This window comes from Nitrospinota bacterium (assembly GCA_016217735.1).
In the GTDB taxonomy this organism is placed as follows: Bacteria; Nitrospinota_A; UBA7883; order JACRGQ01; family JACRGQ01; genus JACRGQ01.
On the sequence record JACRGQ010000031.1, the window covers coordinates 1 to 20,295 of the forward strand.

General features: G+C 59.7%; 19 protein-coding genes, 1 tRNA gene and 1 pseudogene. 12 read left to right on the forward strand and 9 right to left on the reverse strand.

All coding sequences use genetic code 11. The features are described from left to right. Nucleotides 1-22: 22 nt before the first annotated feature. From HZA03_04970 to HZA03_04980, 3 genes are all read left to right on the forward strand, one after another. Nucleotides 23-304 carry a hypothetical protein gene (locus tag HZA03_04970; GenBank protein MBI5637305.1) on the forward strand — a complete coding sequence of 94 codons (282 nt, stop codon included), beginning with the start codon at nucleotides 23-25 and terminating at the stop codon, nucleotides 302-304. 155 nt (nucleotides 305-459) lie between these two features. Next, nucleotides 460-1,785: a hypothetical protein gene (locus HZA03_04975; GenBank protein ID MBI5637306.1), complete on the forward strand. Its 1,326-nt coding sequence runs from the start codon at nucleotides 460-462 to the stop codon at nucleotides 1,783-1,785. Nucleotides 1,786-2,171: 386 nt separating this feature from the next. Further along, complete coding sequence (locus HZA03_04980; GenBank protein MBI5637307.1) at nucleotides 2,172-3,608, forward strand: alginate export family protein; 1,437 nt, start codon at nucleotides 2,172-2,174, stop codon at nucleotides 3,606-3,608. A 138-nt stretch (nucleotides 3,609-3,746) separates the two neighbouring features. On the opposite strand, the gene HZA03_04985 is transcribed toward HZA03_04980, so the two are convergent. Beyond that, nucleotides 3,747-3,833 (reverse strand) — tRNA-Leu (locus HZA03_04985). A 200-nt stretch (nucleotides 3,834-4,033) separates the two neighbouring features. Here HZA03_04985 and HZA03_04990 point away from each other — a divergent pair. From HZA03_04990 to HZA03_05000, 3 genes are read left to right on the forward strand one after another with little or no spacing between them, the layout of a single operon-like run. Continuing rightward, complete coding sequence (locus HZA03_04990) at nucleotides 4,034-5,581, forward strand: 2,3-bisphosphoglycerate-independent phosphoglycerate mutase (GenBank protein MBI5637308.1); 1,548 nt, start codon at nucleotides 4,034-4,036, stop codon at nucleotides 5,579-5,581. A gap of 4 nt (nucleotides 5,582-5,585) precedes the next feature. Continuing rightward, on the forward strand, nucleotides 5,586-7,409 hold the full coding sequence (locus tag HZA03_04995) for a menaquinone biosynthesis decarboxylase (protein MBI5637309.1): 1,824 nt from the start codon (nucleotides 5,586-5,588) through the stop codon (nucleotides 7,407-7,409). Beyond that, entirely contained in the window at nucleotides 7,385-8,197 is an 813-nt protein-coding gene (locus tag HZA03_05000) for an indole-3-glycerol-phosphate synthase (protein ID MBI5637310.1), read from the forward strand. Before HZA03_04995 ends, HZA03_05000 begins: the two co-directional genes overlap by 25 nt. Before the next feature lie 10 nt (nucleotides 8,198-8,207). On the opposite strand, the gene HZA03_05005 is transcribed toward HZA03_05000, so the two are convergent. The 6 genes from HZA03_05005 to HZA03_05030 form a co-directional block, all read right to left on the reverse strand. Continuing rightward, a complete protein-coding gene (locus HZA03_05005; protein ID MBI5637311.1) occupies nucleotides 8,208-8,462 on the reverse strand; it encodes a type II toxin-antitoxin system RelE/ParE family toxin in 255 nt (84 codons plus the stop codon). Beyond that, nucleotides 8,459-8,713 carry a type II toxin-antitoxin system Phd/YefM family antitoxin gene (locus tag HZA03_05010; protein ID MBI5637312.1) on the reverse strand — a complete coding sequence of 85 codons (255 nt, stop codon included), beginning with the start codon at nucleotides 8,711-8,713 and terminating at the stop codon, nucleotides 8,459-8,461. The genes HZA03_05005 and HZA03_05010 overlap by 4 nt, the downstream gene beginning before the upstream one ends. 103 nt (nucleotides 8,714-8,816) lie before the next feature. Next, the gene (locus HZA03_05015) at nucleotides 8,817-9,323 is read right to left on the reverse strand and encodes a hypothetical protein (protein MBI5637313.1); all 507 of its coding nucleotides are present in this window, start codon (nucleotides 9,321-9,323) and stop codon (nucleotides 8,817-8,819) included. Then, the gene (gene mreC / locus HZA03_05020; GenBank protein ID MBI5637314.1) at nucleotides 9,320-10,180 is read right to left on the reverse strand and encodes a rod shape-determining protein MreC; all 861 of its coding nucleotides are present in this window, start codon (nucleotides 10,178-10,180) and stop codon (nucleotides 9,320-9,322) included. Before mreC ends, HZA03_05015 begins: the two co-directional genes overlap by 4 nt. Nucleotides 10,181-10,224: 44 nt before the next feature. Continuing rightward, nucleotides 10,225-11,247 carry a rod shape-determining protein gene (locus HZA03_05025; protein ID MBI5637315.1) on the reverse strand — a complete coding sequence of 341 codons (1,023 nt, stop codon included), beginning with the start codon at nucleotides 11,245-11,247 and terminating at the stop codon, nucleotides 10,225-10,227. Between the two features lie 115 nt (nucleotides 11,248-11,362). Further along, the gene (locus HZA03_05030) at nucleotides 11,363-13,522 is read right to left on the reverse strand and encodes a transglycosylase SLT domain-containing protein (protein ID MBI5637316.1); all 2,160 of its coding nucleotides are present in this window, start codon (nucleotides 13,520-13,522) and stop codon (nucleotides 11,363-11,365) included. A gap of 72 nt (nucleotides 13,523-13,594) precedes the next feature. Here HZA03_05030 and HZA03_05035 point away from each other — a divergent pair, with 72 nt between their 5' ends. The 3 genes from HZA03_05035 to HZA03_05045 all read left to right on the forward strand — a co-directional run bounded on the left by HZA03_05035 (nucleotide 13,595) and on the right by HZA03_05045 (nucleotide 15,486). Further along, the gene (locus HZA03_05035; protein MBI5637317.1) at nucleotides 13,595-14,827 is read left to right on the forward strand and encodes an HD-GYP domain-containing protein; all 1,233 of its coding nucleotides are present in this window, start codon (nucleotides 13,595-13,597) and stop codon (nucleotides 14,825-14,827) included. 294 nt (nucleotides 14,828-15,121) lie between these two features. Beyond that, entirely contained in the window at nucleotides 15,122-15,301 is a 180-nt protein-coding gene (locus tag HZA03_05040) for a flagellar biosynthesis anti-sigma factor FlgM (protein MBI5637318.1), read from the forward strand. Continuing rightward, a complete protein-coding gene (locus HZA03_05045; protein MBI5637319.1) occupies nucleotides 15,298-15,486 on the forward strand; it encodes a hypothetical protein in 189 nt (62 codons plus the stop codon). Before HZA03_05040 ends, HZA03_05045 begins: the two co-directional genes overlap by 4 nt. An 85-nt stretch (nucleotides 15,487-15,571) precedes the next feature. On the opposite strand, the gene HZA03_05050 is transcribed toward HZA03_05045, so the two are convergent. Both HZA03_05050 and hemB read right to left on the reverse strand, forming a co-directional pair. Further along, nucleotides 15,572-16,174 carry a hypothetical protein gene (locus HZA03_05050; protein MBI5637320.1) on the reverse strand — a complete coding sequence of 201 codons (603 nt, stop codon included), beginning with the start codon at nucleotides 16,172-16,174 and terminating at the stop codon, nucleotides 15,572-15,574. 22 nt (nucleotides 16,175-16,196) lie between these two features. After that, nucleotides 16,197-17,174, reverse strand: a complete 978-nt coding sequence (gene hemB / locus HZA03_05055) for a porphobilinogen synthase (protein ID MBI5637321.1) — start codon at nucleotides 17,172-17,174, stop codon at nucleotides 16,197-16,199. 147 nt (nucleotides 17,175-17,321) lie between these two features. On the opposite strand from hemB, the gene HZA03_05060 reads away from it, so the two are divergent. The 3 genes and pseudogenes from HZA03_05060 to HZA03_05070 all read left to right on the forward strand — a co-directional run bounded on the left by HZA03_05060 (nucleotide 17,322) and on the right by HZA03_05070 (nucleotide 20,229). Continuing rightward, nucleotides 17,322-19,511 carry an SLC26A/SulP transporter family protein gene (locus HZA03_05060; protein MBI5637322.1) on the forward strand — a complete coding sequence of 730 codons (2,190 nt, stop codon included), beginning with the start codon at nucleotides 17,322-17,324 and terminating at the stop codon, nucleotides 19,509-19,511. Between the two features lie 234 nt (nucleotides 19,512-19,745). Beyond that, nucleotides 19,746-19,892, forward strand: a complete 147-nt coding sequence (locus tag HZA03_05065) for a hypothetical protein (protein MBI5637323.1) — start codon at nucleotides 19,746-19,748, stop codon at nucleotides 19,890-19,892. A 244-nt stretch (nucleotides 19,893-20,136) separates the two neighbouring features. After that, a pseudogene (locus tag HZA03_05070) lies at nucleotides 20,137-20,229 on the forward strand (cytochrome C peroxidase). Nucleotides 20,230-20,295: the final 66 nt, after the last annotated feature.

Below are 20,295 nucleotides of genomic sequence, written 5' to 3' on the forward strand. Positions count from 1 at the left end.
CTATGTCCCCGGAGCGGGTTGGGTGCCGGCCGACCCGGCCGACGTGCGGAAGGCGATATTGGAGAAGAAGCTGGAAAACGATCCGGCGGAAGCGGCGAAATACCGTGAATACTATTTCAACGCCGTTGATCCGTATCGGGTTGTTGTGGCGACGGGCGGCAGGGGATATTACCTGAACCCGCCGCAGAAGGGCGGCCCGTTGAACTACTTCATGTATCCGTATGCCGAGATCGACGGGAAACCGGTCGAATGGCTGGCGGCGCAAAAGGAATTGAAATACAAGATCACCTTCAAGAAATCGTGATCGGGTGTATGTAAGGCGCGGGGTACGCGTCCGGCTCGCGGCAATCTTAACCAAATTGTCATTAAACGCTCATGCCCACGTAACACTGAACGTTTATAGTTGGCGGCAGTTATTGAACAAGCCATTAACCTTTAATGATTGGGAGACGGAGAACGATGAAGAAGATTTTAGCGTTGGCAATTGCGGTATTATTTGCCGCGGCCGCCCCGGCATTCGCCGGCCAGATGATCGGCGACAAGCCGCTGATCGAGAAGCTGAAGGAGAAGGGGGTTCTTACCGACGACGACATCAAAGCGATCAACGGAAGCGATACCGCCAAGATTGAAATGGGCGGCCGCTTTCAGACGCAGTACAAAAACGTGATGGGCGACAACACCGCGGCAAGCCCCGTCACCGACACGCTTTTTATCCGCCGCGCGCGCCTTGAATTCAAGGCCCAGATCAGCCCGATCGCGTTTGTGAAGATCGAGCCGGAGTTCGGCCAGGTGGCCCAGAAGACCGTGCCTTCCGCCACCACGGTATCCACCACGTGTACGCAGGCCCAGGTGACCGCCGGAACCGCCTGCACAACCACCGCCAGCAATACCAAGTCGGTGAACACCGTCTATCTGGAAGACGCCTACATCGGCGTCACTCCGGGCTTCGGCGAATTCGATGTCGGCAACCACTATGTGCCGTTCTCGCTGGACGCGCTGACATCCGATAAGAAGATCGCATTCGTGGAACGGAACCTTACCGCGTCGCTTGCCCCGTACCGCCAGGTCGGCGTATCGTGGCAGAACTATGCGCTGGACAAGGTGCTTTTCTACCAGCTTGGCATCTTCAATGGCTATGTACAGCCGGGAAGCCTTAGCGGCACGAAGCTGGCCAACCAGATTTACACCGGGAACGGCGCCGCCAACGACAACAACAAATACCTGTATAGCGCCCGCATCGAACTGCACCCCCTCGGCAACATGGGATCGGGCACCGCGCCGGCCCAGGAGAACTTCGAAGGCGTAACCAAGTTCGCCATCGGCGCTTCGTACTACACCTCGGATGACGCGCCCGCCACCGGCGCGGCGTCCGCCAGCACCGAAAAGGCGAGCAACGGAACCGAGATCGACGCGCAGTTCAAGGCCGGCGGCTTCTGGGCCACCGCGGAATACATTCTCCGCGATGTGAAGTACTGGGACGCCGCCGCGGCCGAACAGACCGCGAATCAGAGTTCCTACACCGTGCAGGCGGGCTACATGCTTGTTCCCGATACCTTCTCGCTGGCGCTGCGCTATGAATACATGAAGTATGACGGCAATGACAAGATTTTGGGATCCTCCGGCCAAAACGAGGACAAATGGATCACGGTGGGCCTGAACTACTATCTGCTGAAGAACAACATCCGCATCCAGGCCAACTATATCCAGAAAGGCGAAACCATGCCCGGCGGCGGCACCGAGCCGAAAAACGACACCATCCTCGCGATGATGACATACCACTTCTAACCAGTCCCTCCCCAGCCCGCGCGGCGAGATTAACCTCCTCGGCCGCGCGGGCTTTCTTATTCCTTATCCCGTTGCGGCAACATTGCTTTTGCCAAATTTCCGCCGGAATGGTAAAATTCCCCCTAGGTTTTAGGGTTTCTGGGGTTTCATGTCATGGGGTTTCAATCAAACACGGTTTTCTTCTGGGGGAAGAGAAAGTTTGATACGGAAGAAACTTCACCGAATGGGCTTCAACTTACTTAAAGGAAACGGACGGGATGCAGATTTTGTAAGGGCGATTGAGGGTGTCAAGGGTGATCTAGGGTGACTAAGAAGAAAGGAAATCCATGAAGACGCGAATAGTACTGCTCCTTCCATGTCTTATTTTTGCTTTCGCGGGGGTAGCGATGGCGGAGCCGCAGCAGGCGACCGGTCAGGCCGTGCTGAAAATGCTCAAAGCCAAGGAGCTTATCACCGACGATGATGTGAAGGCGGTGATGGATGACAGCGCGCAGGCCGCCCCGCAGGAGAGCGCGAAGCCCGCTCCGCCGCCGGAGAAAGTGAAGATCAGCGGTGAAATGCGCTTCCGCCCGGAAATGCGGGACAACGCGGACTTCAATGATAAAGTCGATGACAACAAAGGGTATATAGGCCAGCGCATCCGCTTGAACTTCGACATCAAGACCGACAGCGGCGTCAAGGCGTTCATCTCGGTGCAGGATTCCCGCAATTGGGGCGATGTGGGTAATGCCGAGAGCGCCGGCAATGCGAGCACGTCCTACGGCGGTTCCACGGTCTGTACGCAGGCCCAGGTGACCGCCGGCACCGCCTGCACCACCACCGCCGCTTCCCAGACGGCGTATGCCAGCAGGGGATCGGACAGGCAATCGCTGGATGTCTACCAGGCGTGGTTCATGCTCGAAAACGTGGGGGGCGCTCCGGTCGATTTCAAGATTGGGCGCCAGCAACTGGTGTATGGCGACCAGCGGCTTCTCGGCCACCTCGGATGGAGCGATAACGGGCGCGCATTCGACGCCTACAAGGTGACCACGCGCCTCAATGCGGCGCAGATCGATCTCTTCTTCGCCAAGCTGAAAGAAACCCAGCTTAAGTCGAGCGACAGTTCCAATGACGACGACCTGTACGGCCTCTATACCATCTGGCCCGCGGGTGAAGGCAACAAGCTGGACGTTTACTACCTCGTTTGGAAAAACGACGCCGCGCGCAGCGTTAACACCTATGGCCTCCGCTTCGGCGGCAAGGCCGGCGCATTTGATTACACCGCCGAGGGGGCGTTCCAGGGCGGCAAGTGGTCGGCAACCGTCGATCAATCCGCCAACGCCTTCGCCGTCACCGCCGGTTACACGATTGCCGATGTCATGGGCGGGCTGCGGATCGGCGCGGAGTATGACATGGGGAGCGGCGACGACCAGTCCGACGCCAAAACGCACAAGACCTTCGTGTTCCCGTTCCACACGAATCACGGCCACTACGGTTACATGGATTACTTCAGCTGGGGCAATATGACCGACCTGGCGTTCAAGATTAAGGGCAAGCCGAGCGAAAAGCTGACGGCGGAAATCGCGTACCACAATTTTGCGCTGGCCCAGGCGAAAGACGCATGGCTGAACGTGGCGGGCACCGGCACATTATGGGCCGCAAACACCGAAACGTCGACCGACGCCGGCCAGGAAATCGACCTGACGGCCGTTTATGCCTACAACCAATCCGTGAAAATAACGGCGGGGTACTCGACGTTCGCCCCCGGCCAGGCCGCCAAGGGCCGCTCCGGCTTCAGCGATACCTCTTCATGGGGCTACGGGATGTTTGAATTTGCCTTTTAACTGACTTTCCTCGTGCGCGGCGGGGGCCATCGGCTCCCGCCGCCTTTTATTCTTTTTCCCGCGCGGATGCGCCTCTCCCCGTTATGGAGGATGCGCTGTATTCAAAACCGTCCCGGACGGGACGGGTCAGGGTCAATATGGTGCCGAAGAGAAGACTCGAACTTCCACACCCTTACGGGCACAAGATCCTGAATCTTGCGTGTCTACCAGTTCCACCACTTCGGCACGAACAGGTATTATCTCCAACGGCCCACATTTTTCAAGCACTGAATTGCTTTTGTTTGCCGCGATTGTTTCCCCGTGGCGGCGGCGGCGGTTTTTTTCAATTATGGCCTGCGCCAAACCTTTGAATTTGCAGTAACTCGCCTTTTTGCGCCGCAAACGTGTTGTTGAGGGGCGGACGATTAGAAAGTAGAATGGGACGCATGAATAACAACGGCTATCAGCCGGTACTGCTTTGCATCCTCGACGGGTGGGGACACACCGATACCGTAAAGGGCAACGCCCTGAAAGCGGCGAAGATGCCGGTTTTCGATTATCTCGAAAAAGAGTTCCCCCCGATATTCATCAACGCATCCGGCGAGGCCGTCGGGTTGCCCGAAGGGCAGATGGGGAACAGCGAAGTGGGACACCTGAACATCGGCGCGGGGCGGGTGATCCGCCAAGAGCTTCCCCGCATCAACCACGCCATCAAGGACGGTTATTTTTTCAAGAACCCGGTCATCGACCACGCCGTCAAAAAGGCAAAAGCCGACGGCACGAAGTACCACCTCATCGGCCTTCTGTCGGATGGCGGCGTACACAGCCACATCGAACACCTGATCGCTTTTCTCCAAAAAGCGAAGAGTGAGGGGCTTGACCGCGTCTACGTTCACGCGCTGATGGATGGCCGCGACACCTCCCCCACCAGCGGGGCGGGTTACATGCGCCAGTTGCTGGAGGCCATCAAAGAGACCGGCTGCGGCCGCGTGGCGACCGTTATCGGGCGCTACTACGGCATGGACCGCGACAACCGGTGGGATCGCGTGGAAAAAGCTTTTGACGCGATGGCGCTGGGAGAGGCGGAGAAGAGAGGCCGTGACCCGGTGAAAGCCATCGAGGAGAGTTACGCCGCCGGGGTGACGGACGAGTTCATCAAGCCGACGGTGATGACGGATGAAGCGGGCGCGCCCGTTGCAACCATCGATGACGGCGATGTGGTGCAGTTTTTCAATTTCCGCTCCGACCGGGTGCGGGAGATGGTGAAGGCGTTGATCGACCCGGACTTCCAACACTTCGCGCGGAAAAAAACGCCGCGTGTGCATGTCTGCTCCCTCACCGAGTACAGCAAGGAGTTCACCCTGCCGGTGGCGTTTGAGAACCACCCGCTGGCCGGCACATTGGGGGAAGTGCTGGCGCAGCGCGGCATTGCCCAGTTCCGCACCGCCGAAACGGAAAAATACGCGCACGTCACCTTCTTCTTCAACGGCGGGGTGGAAAAGCAGTTTCCCGGCGAGGAGCGGAAGCTGATCCCCTCGCCGGGCGTCGCCACCTACGACCTCCAGCCGGAGATGAGCGCCGACCCGGTGACCGACGAGGTGGTGCATGCCGTCGCCTCCGGCCGCTTCCCGGCGGTCATCGTCAACATCGCCAACGGCGATATGGTGGGGCACACCGGCGTGTTTGCCGCGGCGGTGAAAGCGGCGGAGACCGTCGACGCTTGCGTGGGGCGGATGATGGAGGCGGTGAAGCGGGGGGGCGGCTGGATGATCATCACCGCCGACCACGGCAACATCGAGGAAATGCTCGACGCGAAGGGGAATCCGATGACGCAGCACAGCACCAATCAGGTGCCGTTCCACGTGTACGGCCCGCGCCGCCTGCCGCTCGTGCGGGACGGTGGCGCGCTGTGCGACATCGCCCCCACCATCCTCAAGCTTATGGGCGTGCCGCAGCCGCCGGAAATGACCGGCCGGCCGCTTGTCGTCATTTGACCCGATGACAAAGCGCCGCACCTGCGAAAACCTCGGACAGTTCATCGCCGCGCTCGATGCGGCGGGGGAGCTTGTCCGCGTGAAAGAGCCGGTCAGCCCCGTCCTCGAAATCACCGAGATAGCCGACCGGATGAGCAAGCTTCCCGGCGGCGGCAAGGCGCTGCTGTTTGAGAATGTTGAAGGGAGCGCCATGCCGCTGCTCATCAACGCATACGGCAGCCACCGGCGGATGGCTATGGCGCTGGGCGTTGCGGATGTGAAAGAGATCGCCGATCAGATAGAAGCGTTGCTTCACATGGCCGCGCCCGAATCGCTGGCGGACAAGGTTGCAATGCTCGGCACCCTCTTTGACCTGGCGAAGTTCCCGCCGCGCAAAATCGGCGGCGCGGCCCCCTGCCAGGAGGTGGTGCATACCGGCGACGCGATAGACCTGACGGCATTGCCGGTTTTGCATTGCTGGCCGGACGACGCGGGGCGGTTCATCACCTTTCCGCTGGTCTTCACGCAAAGCCTCGACGGGCGGCGCAATATCGGCATGTACCGGATGCAGCTGTTCGACAAAAAGACCACCGGCATGCACTGGCACATCCACAAGGACGGCGCGCACAATTTTCACGATTACAAACGCGCGGGAAAACGGATGGAGGTGGCGGTTGCCATCGGCACCGATCCGGTGGTCACCTACGCCGCCACCGCCCCGATGCCGCGCGGCATCGACGAGCTGCTGCTGGCGGGGCTGATACGCAAAAAGCCGGTGACGCTCGCCAAGTGCAAGACCATCGATATGTGGGTGCCGGCCGAAGCGGAGATCATCATCGAAGGCTATGTCGACCCGGCGGAGGAACTCCGCATCGAAGGGCCGTTCGGCGACCATACCGGCTACTATTCGCTGGCCGGCTATTATCCGGTGTTTCACGTCACCGCCGTCACGCACCGGCGCAACCCGGTCTATTTCACCACCATCGTCGGCAAACCGCCGATGGAGGATTGCTACATGGGGCGCGCCACCAGCGACATCTTCTTGCCGATGCTCCGCACCGTGTCGCCGGAGGTGAAAGACCTCGATCTTCCGTGGGAAGGGGTTTTTCACAATTGCGTCATCGTATCGATGGAGAAACGGTTCCCCGCCGCCGCGCACCGGCTGATGAACGCGCTGTGGGGCGCGGGGCAGATGAGCTTCGCCAAAATGATACTGGCGGTGGACGAAGGCGTGGACGTGCATGATTACCGCGCCGTCTTCCGCCTGCTGATGGATAACCTCGACATTGATGAAGACCTCTTCTACAGCGAAGGGGTGCTCGATGTGCTGGATCATTCGTCCCCCGTGCCGATGCGCGGCGGCAAGCTGGGGATAGACGCCACTCCGCGCCTGCAAGGGGAATCTCCCCGCCGCCCGCCGGATCTGAAGCCGGTGGACGAAGCGGCTATCGCCGCGGCGGTCAAGGCCGAAGGGGGCTTGGACCACTGCATCCCGGAGAAGGGAACAAAGAACCGCGCGCTGATTGTCAGCATCGACAAGAAACTGCCGCGGCAGGCGCAAAACGCCGGGGCGCGGCTGCTGGCGGGGCCGGCCGGGATGATGGTGAACATCGTGGCGGTGGTGGACAAGGAGATCGGCGCAAAAGACCTTTCAACCGTGACGTGGAAGGTGTTTAATAATACCGACCCGCGCCGCGATTTCATCCGGCGGGAGGGGGCGCTGATTATCGACGCGACGAAGAAAATGCCGGAAGAGGGACACACGCGCGAATGGCCGGACGATCTGGCAATGACCCCGGCGGTAAAGGAGAAGGTGGAGCCGCTATGGCTAAAAATAAAACCGGCGTGATCCATCCGCTGCTGAAGCGGATATTGGATAACAAGCGGGAAGAGGTGCATCACACCCGGAGCGTCGTGCCGCTGTACGACATGAAGAAGAAGGCGGAGGACGCCGACAAGCCGCGGCCGTTCGCCGGCGGCATTTTGGCGGCGAAGGCGAAGCGGAAGGTCATCGCCGAGATAAAGCGCATTTCCCCCGGCAACGCCCAGCTCCGCAAGGATTTCGATCCCGCCGCCATCGGCAAGGGGTACGAGGCCAACGGCGCGGCGGCCGTCTCGGTGCTCACCGATACGGTTTTCTTCGGCGGGTCGCTGGGCATTCTGGCGCAGGTGAAAGATGCGGTCTCCATCCCGGTGCTGCGGAAAGATTTCATCATCGAACCGTATCAGATATACGAGGCGCGCGCATGGGGGGCCGACGCGGTGTTGCTCATGGCGGTGAATTTCGCGTCGAAGGAGGAATTTCAGGAGATGATAGGCCTCGCGCAGGAGACCGGCATCGAGCCGCTGCTCGAAATCCATAACGCGGAGGAGGCGGCGTGGCTGCCCGCCGGGCGGCATGCGGTCGGCATCAACAACCGCGATTTTAAAGACCCGGACCTGAAGGTTGATACGGGCACCGCGAAAAAAATCGCCCCGCTGGTGAAAAACGCCCGCCTGCTGGTCAGCGAAAGCGGCATCACCAGCGGCTACATGATGGACGAACTGATGGGGCAGGGGATCGACGCCTTCCTCATCGGCAACGCCCTGATGCGCGATGCCGACCCCGGCGCCGCCCTCGCCCATTTGCTGAAGTAGCCGGGCTTCGTTATAAACCCCGGTAGGCGTCTTTGCGGTGGCGGATTTTTACGATTGTCAGGACATTGGCTTTTTTGTTTACAACATATAGAACCCGGTAGTCTCCCGACCGTATGCGGCAAGTATCTTCGCCTTTCAGCGCTTTATAGCCTGCGGGGAAAGGATTTTTGGCGAGGGAGTCGATTTTCCCCGCAATCTGCCGCTGGATGTTCACGGGAAGGGCTTTAAGTTCCTTAATCGCAGTTGGAAGGATTTCAACGATCAAAGGCCCAAATCCTTTTTCACCTTATTCCAGGCGACCGGCTTGCTGTTTTTAGGGCTGGCGATGGCTTTGCGGACGGATTCCAGGTCCAGATGATCTTCCAGTTCTTCAAGGAGCCGCAGATCGTCGATAGGCACCACGGCGGCCACATCCTTGCCGAACTTTTCGATGAGGATCCGCTCTTTGCCATAGGCGGCCTTGTTAATCGTTTCCGCGAAATCCTTGCGCGCCGCGCTTACCTTGAGTCTGGTCATAGGGGGTTCTCCTTTATTGGTTATAGTATAAGCGATACTTGCCATATTTGCTATTATTGTGATATTTGTACAAAGCGAATCTTGAACGTAACCCGTTGCGAAATCAGATTTCTCTGATATTGAGGAGGCGGCGCATTCTGGTTTCGAGGGCGATGAGGAACGAGAAGAGCGGCAGGCCGACCGCGAGGTTGTAGAGCGTCTGCAGGATCATCCGGCCGATGTCGCCGAAGAGTCCGGGGTGGTAATCGAAAAACGACATGGCGTAGTTGCGGAAGATGAGGCCGTTGATGAACGTACCCGCGCCGATGGTGATGATCCAGGTGACCGGGCTGTTCCACTCCACCAGATGGTTTTCCTTCAGCCAGCCGGCAAGCAGCCCGATAACCCCTTTTGACAGCAGGTTGATGCCCATCATGCCGAACGAAGCGATATCCTGCAGCAGTCCGCCGAGCACGCCGCTATCCAGTCCCGCATAGCGTCCGTGGCGCAGGGCGAACCAGATCGTGGCGAGCAGCGCCGTGTCCGGCGCGATGGATGTGTACATGCGCAGCGCGCTGGTCTGGAGGATGAAGAGGAAGAAAAAAACGGCCATCTGCGCTGCCGGTATCATTTTTTCTTCGGCCCCTCGCTTTTAAGTTCATCGGGAATTTCGGGCGGAGCCGTGGTGATGATGACCTCCTCCAAACGTTCGAGGTCGGCGGCGGGAACCATCTCCGCCTTGAAGAAGAGCTTGCTGGAGCCGGCCTCAAGCGTGGCGATGCGTCCCACCGGCAGGCCCGCGGGGTAGATGCCCCCCAGCCCGGTGGAGATCAGCATATCGCCCGCTTTCACATCGGCGTTCACCGGCAGGTAGAGCACGTCGCACCGTTTGCGGTTTTGTCCCACCACCACGCAACGGGTGCGGGTGCGCTGTACATAGCAGTCCACGGCGCTGCGCGCGTCGGTGATCAGCAGCACGCGCGCGGCGTTGGCGGTGACGGCCACCACGCGCCCCACCAGCCCCAGGCGGGTCATCGCCACCATTCCCTCGCGCACCCCCTGCTCGTCCCCCCGGTTGATGACCATCGTCCGGGCGATATTGGTGGCGTCCCACGCCGCCACTTCCGCCAGCAGCAGGCTGTCCGGCTTCAGCGCGCCGTTGCCCAGCATTTCGTCGACGCGGCGGTGTTTTTTCAGCTCTTCGCGCAGTTGGTTGTTCTTGAACACCTGTTCATGGAACATCCGGAGCAGTTCGTCGTTGTACGCGGCCGTGTCCACGAGGTAGAAGTAGCGGTGGTAGCCGGCTATGGCGCCGCGGACGGTTCCGGTGACCATGTTCTGGAAAGGGGTGACGGCGGCCAGCACCGCGCGCTCCATCAGGTTCGGCTTGCGGTTTTCGCGGGCGTTGTTGGAAAGGAGCACCGCCGCGAAGATGAGGAGGCAGAACAGCAGGATCAGGTTTTCGTATTTTTGGAACAGGCGGCCCATGCGTTCTTTATCCTCCCGCGGAACGGTCCGGGGCGGGGGCCGTGCTAGATGGCGACCTGCTTGAGGAGGTCAAGGTGTTCCAGCGTTTTGCCCACGCCCATCGCCACCGCCGAGAGCGGGTCTTCCGCCACGATGATCGGCAGGCCGGTCTGCTCGCGCAACAGGGCGTCCAGCCCCCCCAGCAGGGCGCCGCCGCCCGCCATGACGATTCCCTTGTCCACGATATCGGCGGCCAGTTCGGGCGGGATGCGCTCCAGCGCGGTTTTCACGGTATCCACGATGACCGCCACCACTTCGCTCAGGGCCTCGCGCACCTCTTCGTCGCTGACGATGAGCGTGCGCGGGATGCCGGCCACGAGGTCGCGCCCCTTCACTTCCATCGTTTTTTTCTGTTCGCGGGGGTAGGCCGAGCCGATCTTGATTTTGATATCCTCCGCCATCCGTTCGCCGATAAGGAGGTTGTACTTGCGTTTCATGTAGGTGATCACCGCTTCGTCCAGTTCGTCGCCCGCCACGCGGACGGAGCGGGAATAGACGATGCCGGAGAGGGATATGACGGCCACTTCGGTGGTGCCGCCGCCGATGTCCAGTATCATGTTTCCCGACGGGGCTTCGATCGGCAGGCCGACGCCGATGGCGGCCGCCATCGGTTCCTCGACGAGGTAGACATAGCGGGCGCCCGCGCTCAGGGCGCTGTCGCGCACGGCGCGTTTTTCCACCTGCGTGATGCCGCTGGGCACGGCGATGATCACTTGCGGCTTGATAAGCGTTTTGCGGTTATGCACTTTCTGGAAGAAGTGGCGGATCATCGCTTCGGTGTATTCGAAGTTCGCGATAACGCCGTCCTTCATCGGGCGCAATGCCACGATGGAGCCGGGGGTGCGGCCGAGCATCTTTTTCGCCTCATGCCCCACGGCCAGAACCTTCTTGCTTTCGGCATGCACGGCCACCACCGAGGGCTCGCGCAGCACGATGCCGCGCCCCTTGACGAACACGAGGGTATTGGCGGTGCCCAAGTCTATGGCGAGATCGTTTGAAAAGAGCCCCAACAGCGAATCGAATATCATCCAAGCCCCTTACAATGAGGGGGATACCCCCCTGGCGTTAACACTGTTTCCGCGCGCATATATTGCCGTGAACTGTATCAGTATTCGGCCTTTGGCGCAACATCGGGCCGCGCGGTTAGAAGGACTTTTTTTCGATAACCGGCATCCGGAGTATCTCCCCGGCGTGGAGGCGGTCGAGCTGCTTCCCTTCGTTGTACAGGGAGATCAGCCATAGCGGCACCTCACGCTGGCCGTTCCAGATCGTCCATGCCGTTTGCCCGCGGTGAAGCACGCGGTCGTCCACCTCCTTCACGTTATGGCTGTCGAAAAAATCCTTATACAGGCTTTGGTGGAAATCATTGCGGCGCCGCTCAAAAGTATCCGCATCGGTCTTGTCCATGGGGATTTTCACCGTCCGCCACAGATGCAGCGCGGGGCGGCGCCATTTGTTGAGGCGCATGATTTCGCGGGTGGAAACGCCGGCCCAGTCGGCGTAATGGGTCAGGGTTTCTTCCGGCAATACCGATATGACGCCGTAGCCGTCCTCCGCCTTTATGACGCGGAACCTGTCTTTGCCCGGCACCGGGCGGGATACGGCGGCGGGCTGGATGGGGGGCGCCGTTGCGGCCGCCGCAACCGCAACGGGGGCGGGCGGCGGCGCGCTGTTCCAGCCAATCAACGTGGCCACCCGATTGGACATATAAGCAAAGAGCGCGGCGTATTCAGCGCCGATGGAATGTTTACCATCGCCGGGCCGGTCACGCGGCGCCGGCTCAACGCCCGCGTGCGGCCGGCTGGCGGCGGGTTGGGGCGAAGCCGCCTCTGTTGACGGTTGCCGCGCGGACGGCATGATTTGCGAAGCCGCCTCGGCCGGCAATGCCAGTTTCTGGCCGGGGTTGATCCGGCTGCGGCGACCCATGTCGTTAAGTTCTTTCAGCGCCGTCACGGTGGTGTTGTATTTCATGGCGATGCTGTACAGCGAATCGCCGTGATCGACCACATATTCCCCGCCGGGAGCCACGGCGCCGTAATCCTTGCGGCCGGCCGGCGCGGGGTTTGGGGCGGGTACGGCCCGCGCTAACTCGGCTGGCGTGGGGGTATACGAAGCCACCTGCGCGAAACCGGCGGCTGTGCCGTGGGGGATGCGCAACGTGTAGCCGCGCGGGAGCAAGCCTTGGCTCGCCAAGGTGTTCTTATGCAGCGCCGGGTTGAGGCGCGCGATTTCTTTCATGTCGTAAAACCGCGCCAAGTCGCGGATGCGTACATGGTTTTGCAGCCTCACCACGTCGAATTCGAGCGGCGAGTGGAAGTCGATGTTGCCGAAGTACCGTTCGGGGTGTTGCATGATGCGGCGGGCCGCCAGGAATTCGCAGTAGAAATTGCGGCTGGCGAAACCAAAAGCCGGCCCGTCGTAATTTTTGATGATGCCGGCGATGTCGTCGCCGTAGATTCGTTTGGCGTGGGCCATGCCGTTCTTGCCGTGGTTGTAGCTGGTGACCACCAGCGGCCAGCTTTCCAGGTGTTCATGATTGTCGCGCAGGAACTTGGCGGCCCCTTCGGTGGCGATGAGCGGGTCGCGCCGTTCATCCGTTTGGCCGTTGATCTTCATGTAATGCTTGCCGGTGGAGCGCATGAACTGCCAGATGCCGGCGGCTCCCACGCGGGAGTATGCCTTGACGTTGAACGAGCTTTCCACGTGCGGCAGCGCCAGCAGATCCAGCGGCACACCGTACCGTTCAAAAATCCTTCTCATCTCGGGCATGTATTGTCCGCTGGTGATGAGCCCCAGCTTGAAGCGGCTCTTGAGGCCGTACTGCACCCGCAACTGCTCCGACGCCTCGCGGTAGACGCGGGCATCCGGCGTGTTGCCAAACAGCGCGGCAATCCGGCATTCCCCTTCCCCTTCGCACCGCCCCTCCCGCCGGGCGAGGCGCTTCAGCGCATCGGCTATTTGCCGTTTGCGCAATGTGAGCTGCCTGGCCGCATAACGGCGCGAGGCGCGGGGGTAGGCTTCGTCCAGATCAACCACCTCGTAGCGGATGTCGAGATTCACGCTGTCATGGAGGATCGCCTGGTTCTCGTCGTATTTGGTGTAAACGTCGAGCCAAAAATTCACGTTTGGACGCAACACCGCCGGTTCGGGGAACAGGTCATCCTGATAGTCCGGCTCCAGCGCGGCGGCGGAGAGGGGTTCTTCCCCGGCAAGTTCCGGAGTGGATGCATAAAGCGGAGATGATGCTAGAATAAATGTGGAGGCAAGTGTGACCGCCCACCCGTTGAACCTTCCCTTTCCCATGAATTTTAATTTTATTGGAACGGATGGGTGAAATCAAGAGAAAACGCTTTTAATGGCAGGGTCTAACTTCCCATGATTAAAAAGATTACGGTGGAACAGCTCGAGCCCGGCATGTTCGTGGCCGATTTCAACTGCGGCTGGCTTGAGCATCCTTTCCTTACCAATTCGGTTCTAGTAAAAGACGCGCATACCGTTGAAAAAGTAAAGGCGTTCGGCATCCGGGAACTCTACATCGATACCCGGAAGGGTTCCGATGTGGGGGAGGGGCGCGGGAAAAAGCGCGAAGATGTGCAAAAAGAGCTGCACGAAGAGATGCACCGGCTGGTCGAGATGGACCGGACGGTGATTAACACGGTGCCGATGGAAGAGGAGATACACCACGCCAAAGCGGTGAAACACGAGGCGAAAAAGGTGGTGACCGGCATTCTGCACGAGGCGCGGCTGGGCAAGCAGGTGGCGCTGGAAGAGGCCAACCATGTGGTGGAGAAGTTGGTCGATTCGGTGTTCCGCAACGTCGACGCGCTTGCCTCCTTAAGCCGCATCAAGAGCAAGGATCAGTACACGTTCATGCACAGCGTGAACGTCTGCGTGCTGATGATCGCGTTTTGCCGCTTCATCGGCATCGACCGCGAAACCATACAGAAGGTGGGGGTGGGGGCGCTGCTGCACGACATCGGCAAGATGAAAGTGTCCGACGCCGTCCTCAACAAGCCGGGGCCGCTCACCGACGCGGAATTCGACTTGATGAAAAGCCACGTCACCCACGGTCACGACATCCTGATTGGCACCAAGGGGATACCCTTCGAGGCGATTGAGGTGGCCAGCCAGCACCATGAGCGGTTCGACGGCACAGGGTATCCCTTACAGCTCGACCACGAGAACATCTCGCGTTACGGGAAGATGGCCGCCCTGGCCGATGTGTACGACGCGATCACCACCAACCGCATCTACCACAAAGGGCTGGAACCGGCCGAGGCGATACGGAAGATATACGAGTGGAGCAAGCACCACTTCGACGCCGAGATGGCCCAGTATTTCGTGAAATGCGTCGGCATCTACCCGGTCGGCACGCTGGTGCGGCTGGAAAGCGGCCTGCTGGCGGTGGTGGCGGTGCCGGGGCAGCGCTCCATGCTCACCCCCACGGTTATCGCCGTGTACGACGAGGGCACGCACCTGCGCATTACTCCGCATGAGATCGCGCTGGACGGCCCCGCCGGGGAGCGCCACCGGATCATCGGCTACGAAGACCCGCAGAAGTACCGGCTCAACCCGCTCGACTATCTCGACCTCGCGGGAGTGATGTAGGCCGCGTTGCCGTGAATGCGGCGGCGCGGGCGCGGCTACGGACTGTGAAACGGGCCGCGTTCGCCGCCACCCCCCGCCGCTGAAATCTTTTGTTATCCATTACCGCCGCCCATGATGGGATATCGGTGGTGTTTTATGTTTCACGGTATTGGGAACGCCAACGGATGGCGGAATAACAACCCGTTTTTCAGCGCATTATAAAAGTCCCCGCCATTTCATCTCCCCCCTTAAAAAGGCCTAAAGGGAAATTTTTGCCGGGCCGATAAGTTATTCATAGGAAAAGTGGGGTGTGTAATGGACAAGAACGTCGGGAACAGTTCCGGTTTGAGGATGGACCTCATTAAAAAGTACCGGAAGCAGATTCGGGAGCAGACCTATGTGGTCCGTTCCGACGAGATCGCGCAGAAAATGGCGCAGGAACTCTTTGTTTCCAGCCCCTTTTTCAAGGGTCCGCAGATACGGGGGAAAAAATGAAGGCGCTTTCCATAGGATTTTTTTCGACGGTCATCGTCGCCGCGCAACAGGCCAAGAACGCCATTGAACGGGCGAGTCTCCGCGAAGTCTATGTGTTCATCGACGATAACTTTGCGCCGCTGGCCATATCGCTTTCCACCATCCTCGCGGCGGAGCTGATCGTCGTGGCCATCCTGGCCCGCTGACAGGCCGCAAAAAAAGCACTGCCGCCCCACCGCGCCCGTTTTGCGCGCCCATGCCCGGCTTGCGGCGATGCCGCGCCTTTGCGCCTTAGTGGTTTTTCTTCTGGATTTTCAGCGCGCGATGCACGTCGTCCTGGGTAACGGCGCCCTGCTCCACCAAAATCTCGCCGATCTTCTTGCCGCTGTTTGACTGCTTTTGAAGCTGCACGGCATTTTCCACTTCCCGCTCCGAAAGCGTGGGGTTTATGAACCGGGTAATGATCTGCCCCAGAAGCAGCGGGCGGCTTTGCGGTTTGGAAGGATCCTTCGGCATGGCCGGCAATTTGGCGGTACTGTCGTTTTTCGCCGCCGCGCCTTTGGCATCCCCGGCCACCGCGGCCTTCAGCTTGCTGGAGATGCTCCCGACGCCCTTCCCCACCTTGTCGGCGGTTCCGGTGAACAGATCATAGGCCAGCTTGAGCAGAAAAGCGCCGACGAGCAGCCCCACGGGAATCAACAAAATAGTGATGATGGTGTGAACCTGCTCGGTTTTCTTCTCCGCGACCCCTTCAAAAGCCTTTGCGACTTCTTTTGCGACCGCCTGATGTTCTTCTTCCAGCTCGGCGGATAGAAGATTTCCCGCGATGCCCGAAACCGCGTCAATGGCGGCGGACAATTCGTTGTGAAAACCGGTCAAAATGTCTATCGTCATTTTTCCCTTTTCCCCGCCGGGGTCAGCCGTTGAGGTCTTTGGCCGCCTGTTTCGCGTAGTAGGTCAAAATCATGTCGGCCCCCGCGCGGTGGATGGAGAGGAGCACCTCCATCATCACCCGGTGGCCGTCTATCCACCCCTTTTCGGCGGCGGCCATCACCATGCTGTATTCGCCGCTGACGTTGTAGGCGGCCACCGGCATGTCAAAGCGGGTGCGCACGTCGCGGATGATGTCCAGATACGAAAGCGCCGGTTTCACCATGACGATGTCGGCCCCTTCCTGGATGTCGAGCGCCACTTCGCGCAGCGCTTCGCGGGCGTTGGGCGGATCCATCTGGTAGGTCGTCCGGTTGCCGAATTTGGGGGCGCTGTCGCACGCCTCGCGGAACGGGCCGTAGAAGCCCGATGCGTATTTCGCCGCGTAGGCCATGATGGGGATATCGCTGAAACCGCGCGCGTCCAGCGCCTTGCGTATCACCGCCACGCGGCCGTCCATCATGTCGGACGGGGCCACCATATCGGCGCCGGCCTCGGCGTGCGAAAGGGCCATCAGCGCCAGCATTTCCAGCGTTTCGTCGTTCAGTATTTTTCCGTGCGGCCCCACGATGCCGCAGTGGCCGTGCGTGGTGTATTCGTCGATGCATACATCGGTGATAACGACCAGTTCCGGGGCGGCGTTCTTGATCTCGCGGATGGCGTTTTGCACCACGCCGTCCGGCTGGCAGCCGCTCGTCCCTTTTTCGTCCTTGGTCTCCGGAATGCCGAACAGGATCACCGCCGGGATGCCGAGCGATTGAATCTCTTTCGCCTCCGCCGCCAGCTTGTCCACCGGCCAGCGGTAGTTCCCCGGCATCGAGCCGATCTCTTCCTTTATCCCCTTGCCGAAGGTGACAAACAAAGGATAAATCAGGTTGTCGGGGGAAAGCCGGAACTCCCGCGTCATCCGCCTCAACCCCTCGGACATGCGGATGCGTCTGCCACGATATTCGGGGAATTTCATGCGTCGATTTTAACCGGAATCACGATTGAAGCAAATACAATAATGCCGTGCGCGCCTTAATCTGCCGAATAAAGCTGGAAAACCGCTATTATGATGATTACTATTGGAGCCGGTTCAAAAGCGGGATAAAGGGAAACAGGATTTACAATGAAGCGCGATAATCTTTCGGGTGATTTCTGGGGCGGCCTGACGGCCATGTTGATTGCCCTGCCCTCCGCCATCGCCTTTGGCGTCGCCATTTATTCCCCTTTTGGCGCTTCCTTTTCCGCGCAAGGGGCGATTGCGGGAATTCTTGGCGTGACGGCGCTTGGCCTTTTGGCCCCGGCGCTGGGCGGAACCAACCGCCTGATCACCGCCCCGTGCGCCCCGGCGGCGGCCGTTCTGACGGCGTTCGTCATCGAATACCTGCATAAAGGAAACGGCATTGAATCGGCCCTCCTGATGCTGGCCTTGTTGGGTTTGATCGCCGGAATTATTCAGGTCATCTTCGGGGCCGTCGGCCTTGGCACATTGATAAAATACATGCCGTACCCGGTCGTCAGCGGCTATCTCAGCGGCGTCGGTTTATACATTATCGCCAGCCAGGTGCCAAAATTCCTGGGGGTGCCTAAAAACGTCCATTTCTGGGAATCGCTCGCCTCGCTGAATTTATGGAATTGGGAGGGGATGGTGGTCGGCATGGTGACGATGGCGGCCATGCTGGGAGCCGCCAAAATCACCAAGGCCGTTCCGGCCGCCATAATTGCGCTGTTTGCCGGCATGCTTTCATATTTTCTGCTGGGGCTGGCGGACAGATCCTTGTTGACGCTTGCGGACAATCCCCTGGTTATCGGGCCTCTGGGCGGAGCGGGAGGCGGACTGGCGGAAGCCATAACCGGCCGCTGGCAGTCCTTTGGCGGCCTTCATCTGGCCGATTTCATGGGGCTGATGGAGCCGGCCATGACGCTGGCCGTGCTGCTTTCGATCGACACCCTTAAAACCTGCGTCGTTTTGGACAGCCTCACCAGTTCCCGGCACGACTCCAACCGCGAGCTTGTGGCGCAAGGCGCCGGCAATATCGCATCGGCGGCGGTTGGGGGAATCCCCGGCGCGGGCACGATGGGGGCGACGCTGGTAAACATGTCAAGCGGCGCGTCGAGCCGCTTCTCGGGCATCATCGAGGGGATTTTGGCGCTCATCGCGTTTCTATTGCTGGGCGGCGTGATAGCCAGGGTGCCGATAGCCGCCTTGTCCGGCATTCTGATAGTAATCGGCTTTCGGATGATCGACAAACATACACTCGGCCTTTTGAAATCGCGCTCGACCGTCCTCGACTTTGCCGTGATCGCCGCGGTCGTCATCGTCTCGCTTACGGTAAGCCTGATCGCGGCCTCGGGCACCGGGGTCGTGCTTGCCGTCGCGTTGTTCATCCGCGAGCAGATCGGCGGCAGGGTCATCCGGAGCAAGACGTATGGCACCGAGATATCCTCCAAGCATATACGCCTGGAGAAGGAGATGGAGATACTGAAACAGCGCGGAAACCAGATGGTGATCTTCGAATTGCAGGGGAGCCTCTTTTTCGGGACAACGGATCAGCTCTTTACCGCCATCGAGGAGGAGATAAAAACGCGAACCTACGTCATTTTGGACATGCGGCGCGTCCAAACGGTGGATATGACGGCCACGCATATGCTCGAACAGGTCAAGACCCGGCTCGCCGAACGCAACGGATTCCTGATTTTCAGCCAGATCCCCAAAAATATTCCAAGCGGAAAGGACATCCAGGAGTACTTTGACCAAGTGGGGCTGGTAAAATGGAAAAGCACGACAAGGGATTTCAACGAGCTTGACGCCGCCATTCAATGGGTGGAAGACCGCATCCTCAAGGGGGCCGCCGTGGAACGCGCCGAGGAAGAGCGCCTTAAGCTGCATGAACTGGAGCTTTTCAGGGGGCGGAAGGAAGAAACCCTGGCCGTCCTTGAGTCGCGGATGGAGAAGCGCTCGTTTAAGGCCGGCGAACGGATTTTTGCCTCCGGCGATCCCGGCGACGAGCTTTTCCTGATACGAAGGGGGGAGGTTCGCATACTGCTTCCTTTGGATAAGAACCATACCCACCACATCGCCACATTCGGGCGGGGCACCTTTTTCGGCGAGATGTCTTTTCTGGACGGGAGCGCCCGGTCGGCGACCGCGCTCGCCTACACCGATTCCGATCTGTATGTGCTTTCGCGGAAAGCTTTTGACGACCTCGCGGGGGACCACAAGATGGCCGCGATCAACCTGCTGGACGGCCTTGCGCGGCTGCTGGCAAGCCGGTTGCGCTACGCAAACGCCGAAATGCACGCCCTGCGGTCATAAGAAAGCGCTTTTTCAGTCGCCCGATGGCTCCTATTTTAATGGTCAATCTGACCGGCAGTTTGAGGAGGCGGGTTTGAGAGCGGGGCAACCTGTAATGTTTTAGAGGTGAGCGTCACTAATTTGGGTATGATGTTGAACATGGGAGGCGCAATGGGTGACGGGATAATAAAAGGAATCGCACTGAGGAGGGCGAAGAGCAAAGCATTTCTCGCTTTGAAGGGCCGGGGATTCACGTTGACGGACGTCGCGGATTCGCTCGGCTACTCGGTATCCTACATACACCATGTCGTGGCCGGCCGGATGAGAAACGCTGGCGTCGAACACGCGATAGCTAAAGCCACCGGCAAAAAAAGGGCGGAACTGTTCAAGGCGGAAAGGTGAAAATCAGAAATAATCCCGGCGGGCTGGAACCAGCCCGCGCCGTATTTATCCATAGGGAAGATTTTAACAATGGCGATGATTCTCCCCTTTCCGTCTTACCGGGGCTAACGCCCCGGCGGACGGCGGGAACTAAAACATAATAAAAATAAAGGATGGAAGTCAGGATGAAAAAAAGCTGTTTCTGTTTCTTGCGGGGCTGTTTTTGGCCGTGGGGATAAGCGGCGACGCCTTCGCCGGACCGGGTAATCCCTGCGGGAAGAATCCGTGCGCCGCAAAAAATCCCTGTGGCGTGAAAAACCCTTGCGGGGCGAATCCCTGCGCCGCCAACCCGTGCGCCAAGGGGCAAAACAAGCCGATCCGCAACACCCATATCACCGACTACAAAAAGCTTGTGACCATGGGG

Bases quoted from the DNA above. Each gene is read 5' to 3' on its own strand.
- HZA03_04975 (MBI5637306.1), top strand. From the start codon at position 460: ATGAAGAAGATTTTAGCGTTGGCAATTGCGGTATTATTTGCCGCGGCC.
- HZA03_04980 (MBI5637307.1), top strand. From the start codon at position 2,172: ATGGCGGAGCCGCAGCAGGCGACCGGTCAGGCCGTGCTGAAAATGCTC.
- HZA03_04990 (MBI5637308.1), top strand. From the start codon at position 4,034: ATGAATAACAACGGCTATCAGCCGGTACTGCTTTGCATCCTCGACGGG.
- HZA03_04995 (MBI5637309.1), top strand. From the start codon at position 5,586: ATGACAAAGCGCCGCACCTGCGAAAACCTCGGACAGTTCATCGCCGCG.
- HZA03_05000 (MBI5637310.1), top strand. From the start codon at position 7,385: ATGGCTAAAAATAAAACCGGCGTGATCCATCCGCTGCTGAAGCGGATA.
- HZA03_05010 (MBI5637312.1), bottom strand. From the start codon at position 8,713: ATGACCAGACTCAAGGTAAGCGCGGCGCGCAAGGATTTCGCGGAAACG.
- HZA03_05015 (MBI5637313.1), bottom strand. From the start codon at position 9,323: ATGATACCGGCAGCGCAGATGGCCGTTTTTTTCTTCCTCTTCATCCTC.
- mreC (MBI5637314.1), bottom strand. From the start codon at position 10,180: ATGGGCCGCCTGTTCCAAAAATACGAAAACCTGATCCTGCTGTTCTGC.
- HZA03_05025 (MBI5637315.1), bottom strand. From the start codon at position 11,247: ATGATATTCGATTCGCTGTTGGGGCTCTTTTCAAACGATCTCGCCATA.
- HZA03_05030 (MBI5637316.1), bottom strand. From the start codon at position 13,522: ATGGGAAAGGGAAGGTTCAACGGGTGGGCGGTCACACTTGCCTCCACA.
- HZA03_05035 (MBI5637317.1), top strand. From the start codon at position 13,595: ATGATTAAAAAGATTACGGTGGAACAGCTCGAGCCCGGCATGTTCGTG.
- HZA03_05040 (MBI5637318.1), top strand. From the start codon at position 15,122: ATGGACAAGAACGTCGGGAACAGTTCCGGTTTGAGGATGGACCTCATT.
- HZA03_05045 (MBI5637319.1), top strand. From the start codon at position 15,298: ATGAAGGCGCTTTCCATAGGATTTTTTTCGACGGTCATCGTCGCCGCG.
- HZA03_05050 (MBI5637320.1), bottom strand. From the start codon at position 16,174: ATGACGATAGACATTTTGACCGGTTTTCACAACGAATTGTCCGCCGCC.
- hemB (MBI5637321.1), bottom strand. From the start codon at position 17,174: ATGAAATTCCCCGAATATCGTGGCAGACGCATCCGCATGTCCGAGGGG.
- HZA03_05060 (MBI5637322.1), top strand. From the start codon at position 17,322: ATGAAGCGCGATAATCTTTCGGGTGATTTCTGGGGCGGCCTGACGGCC.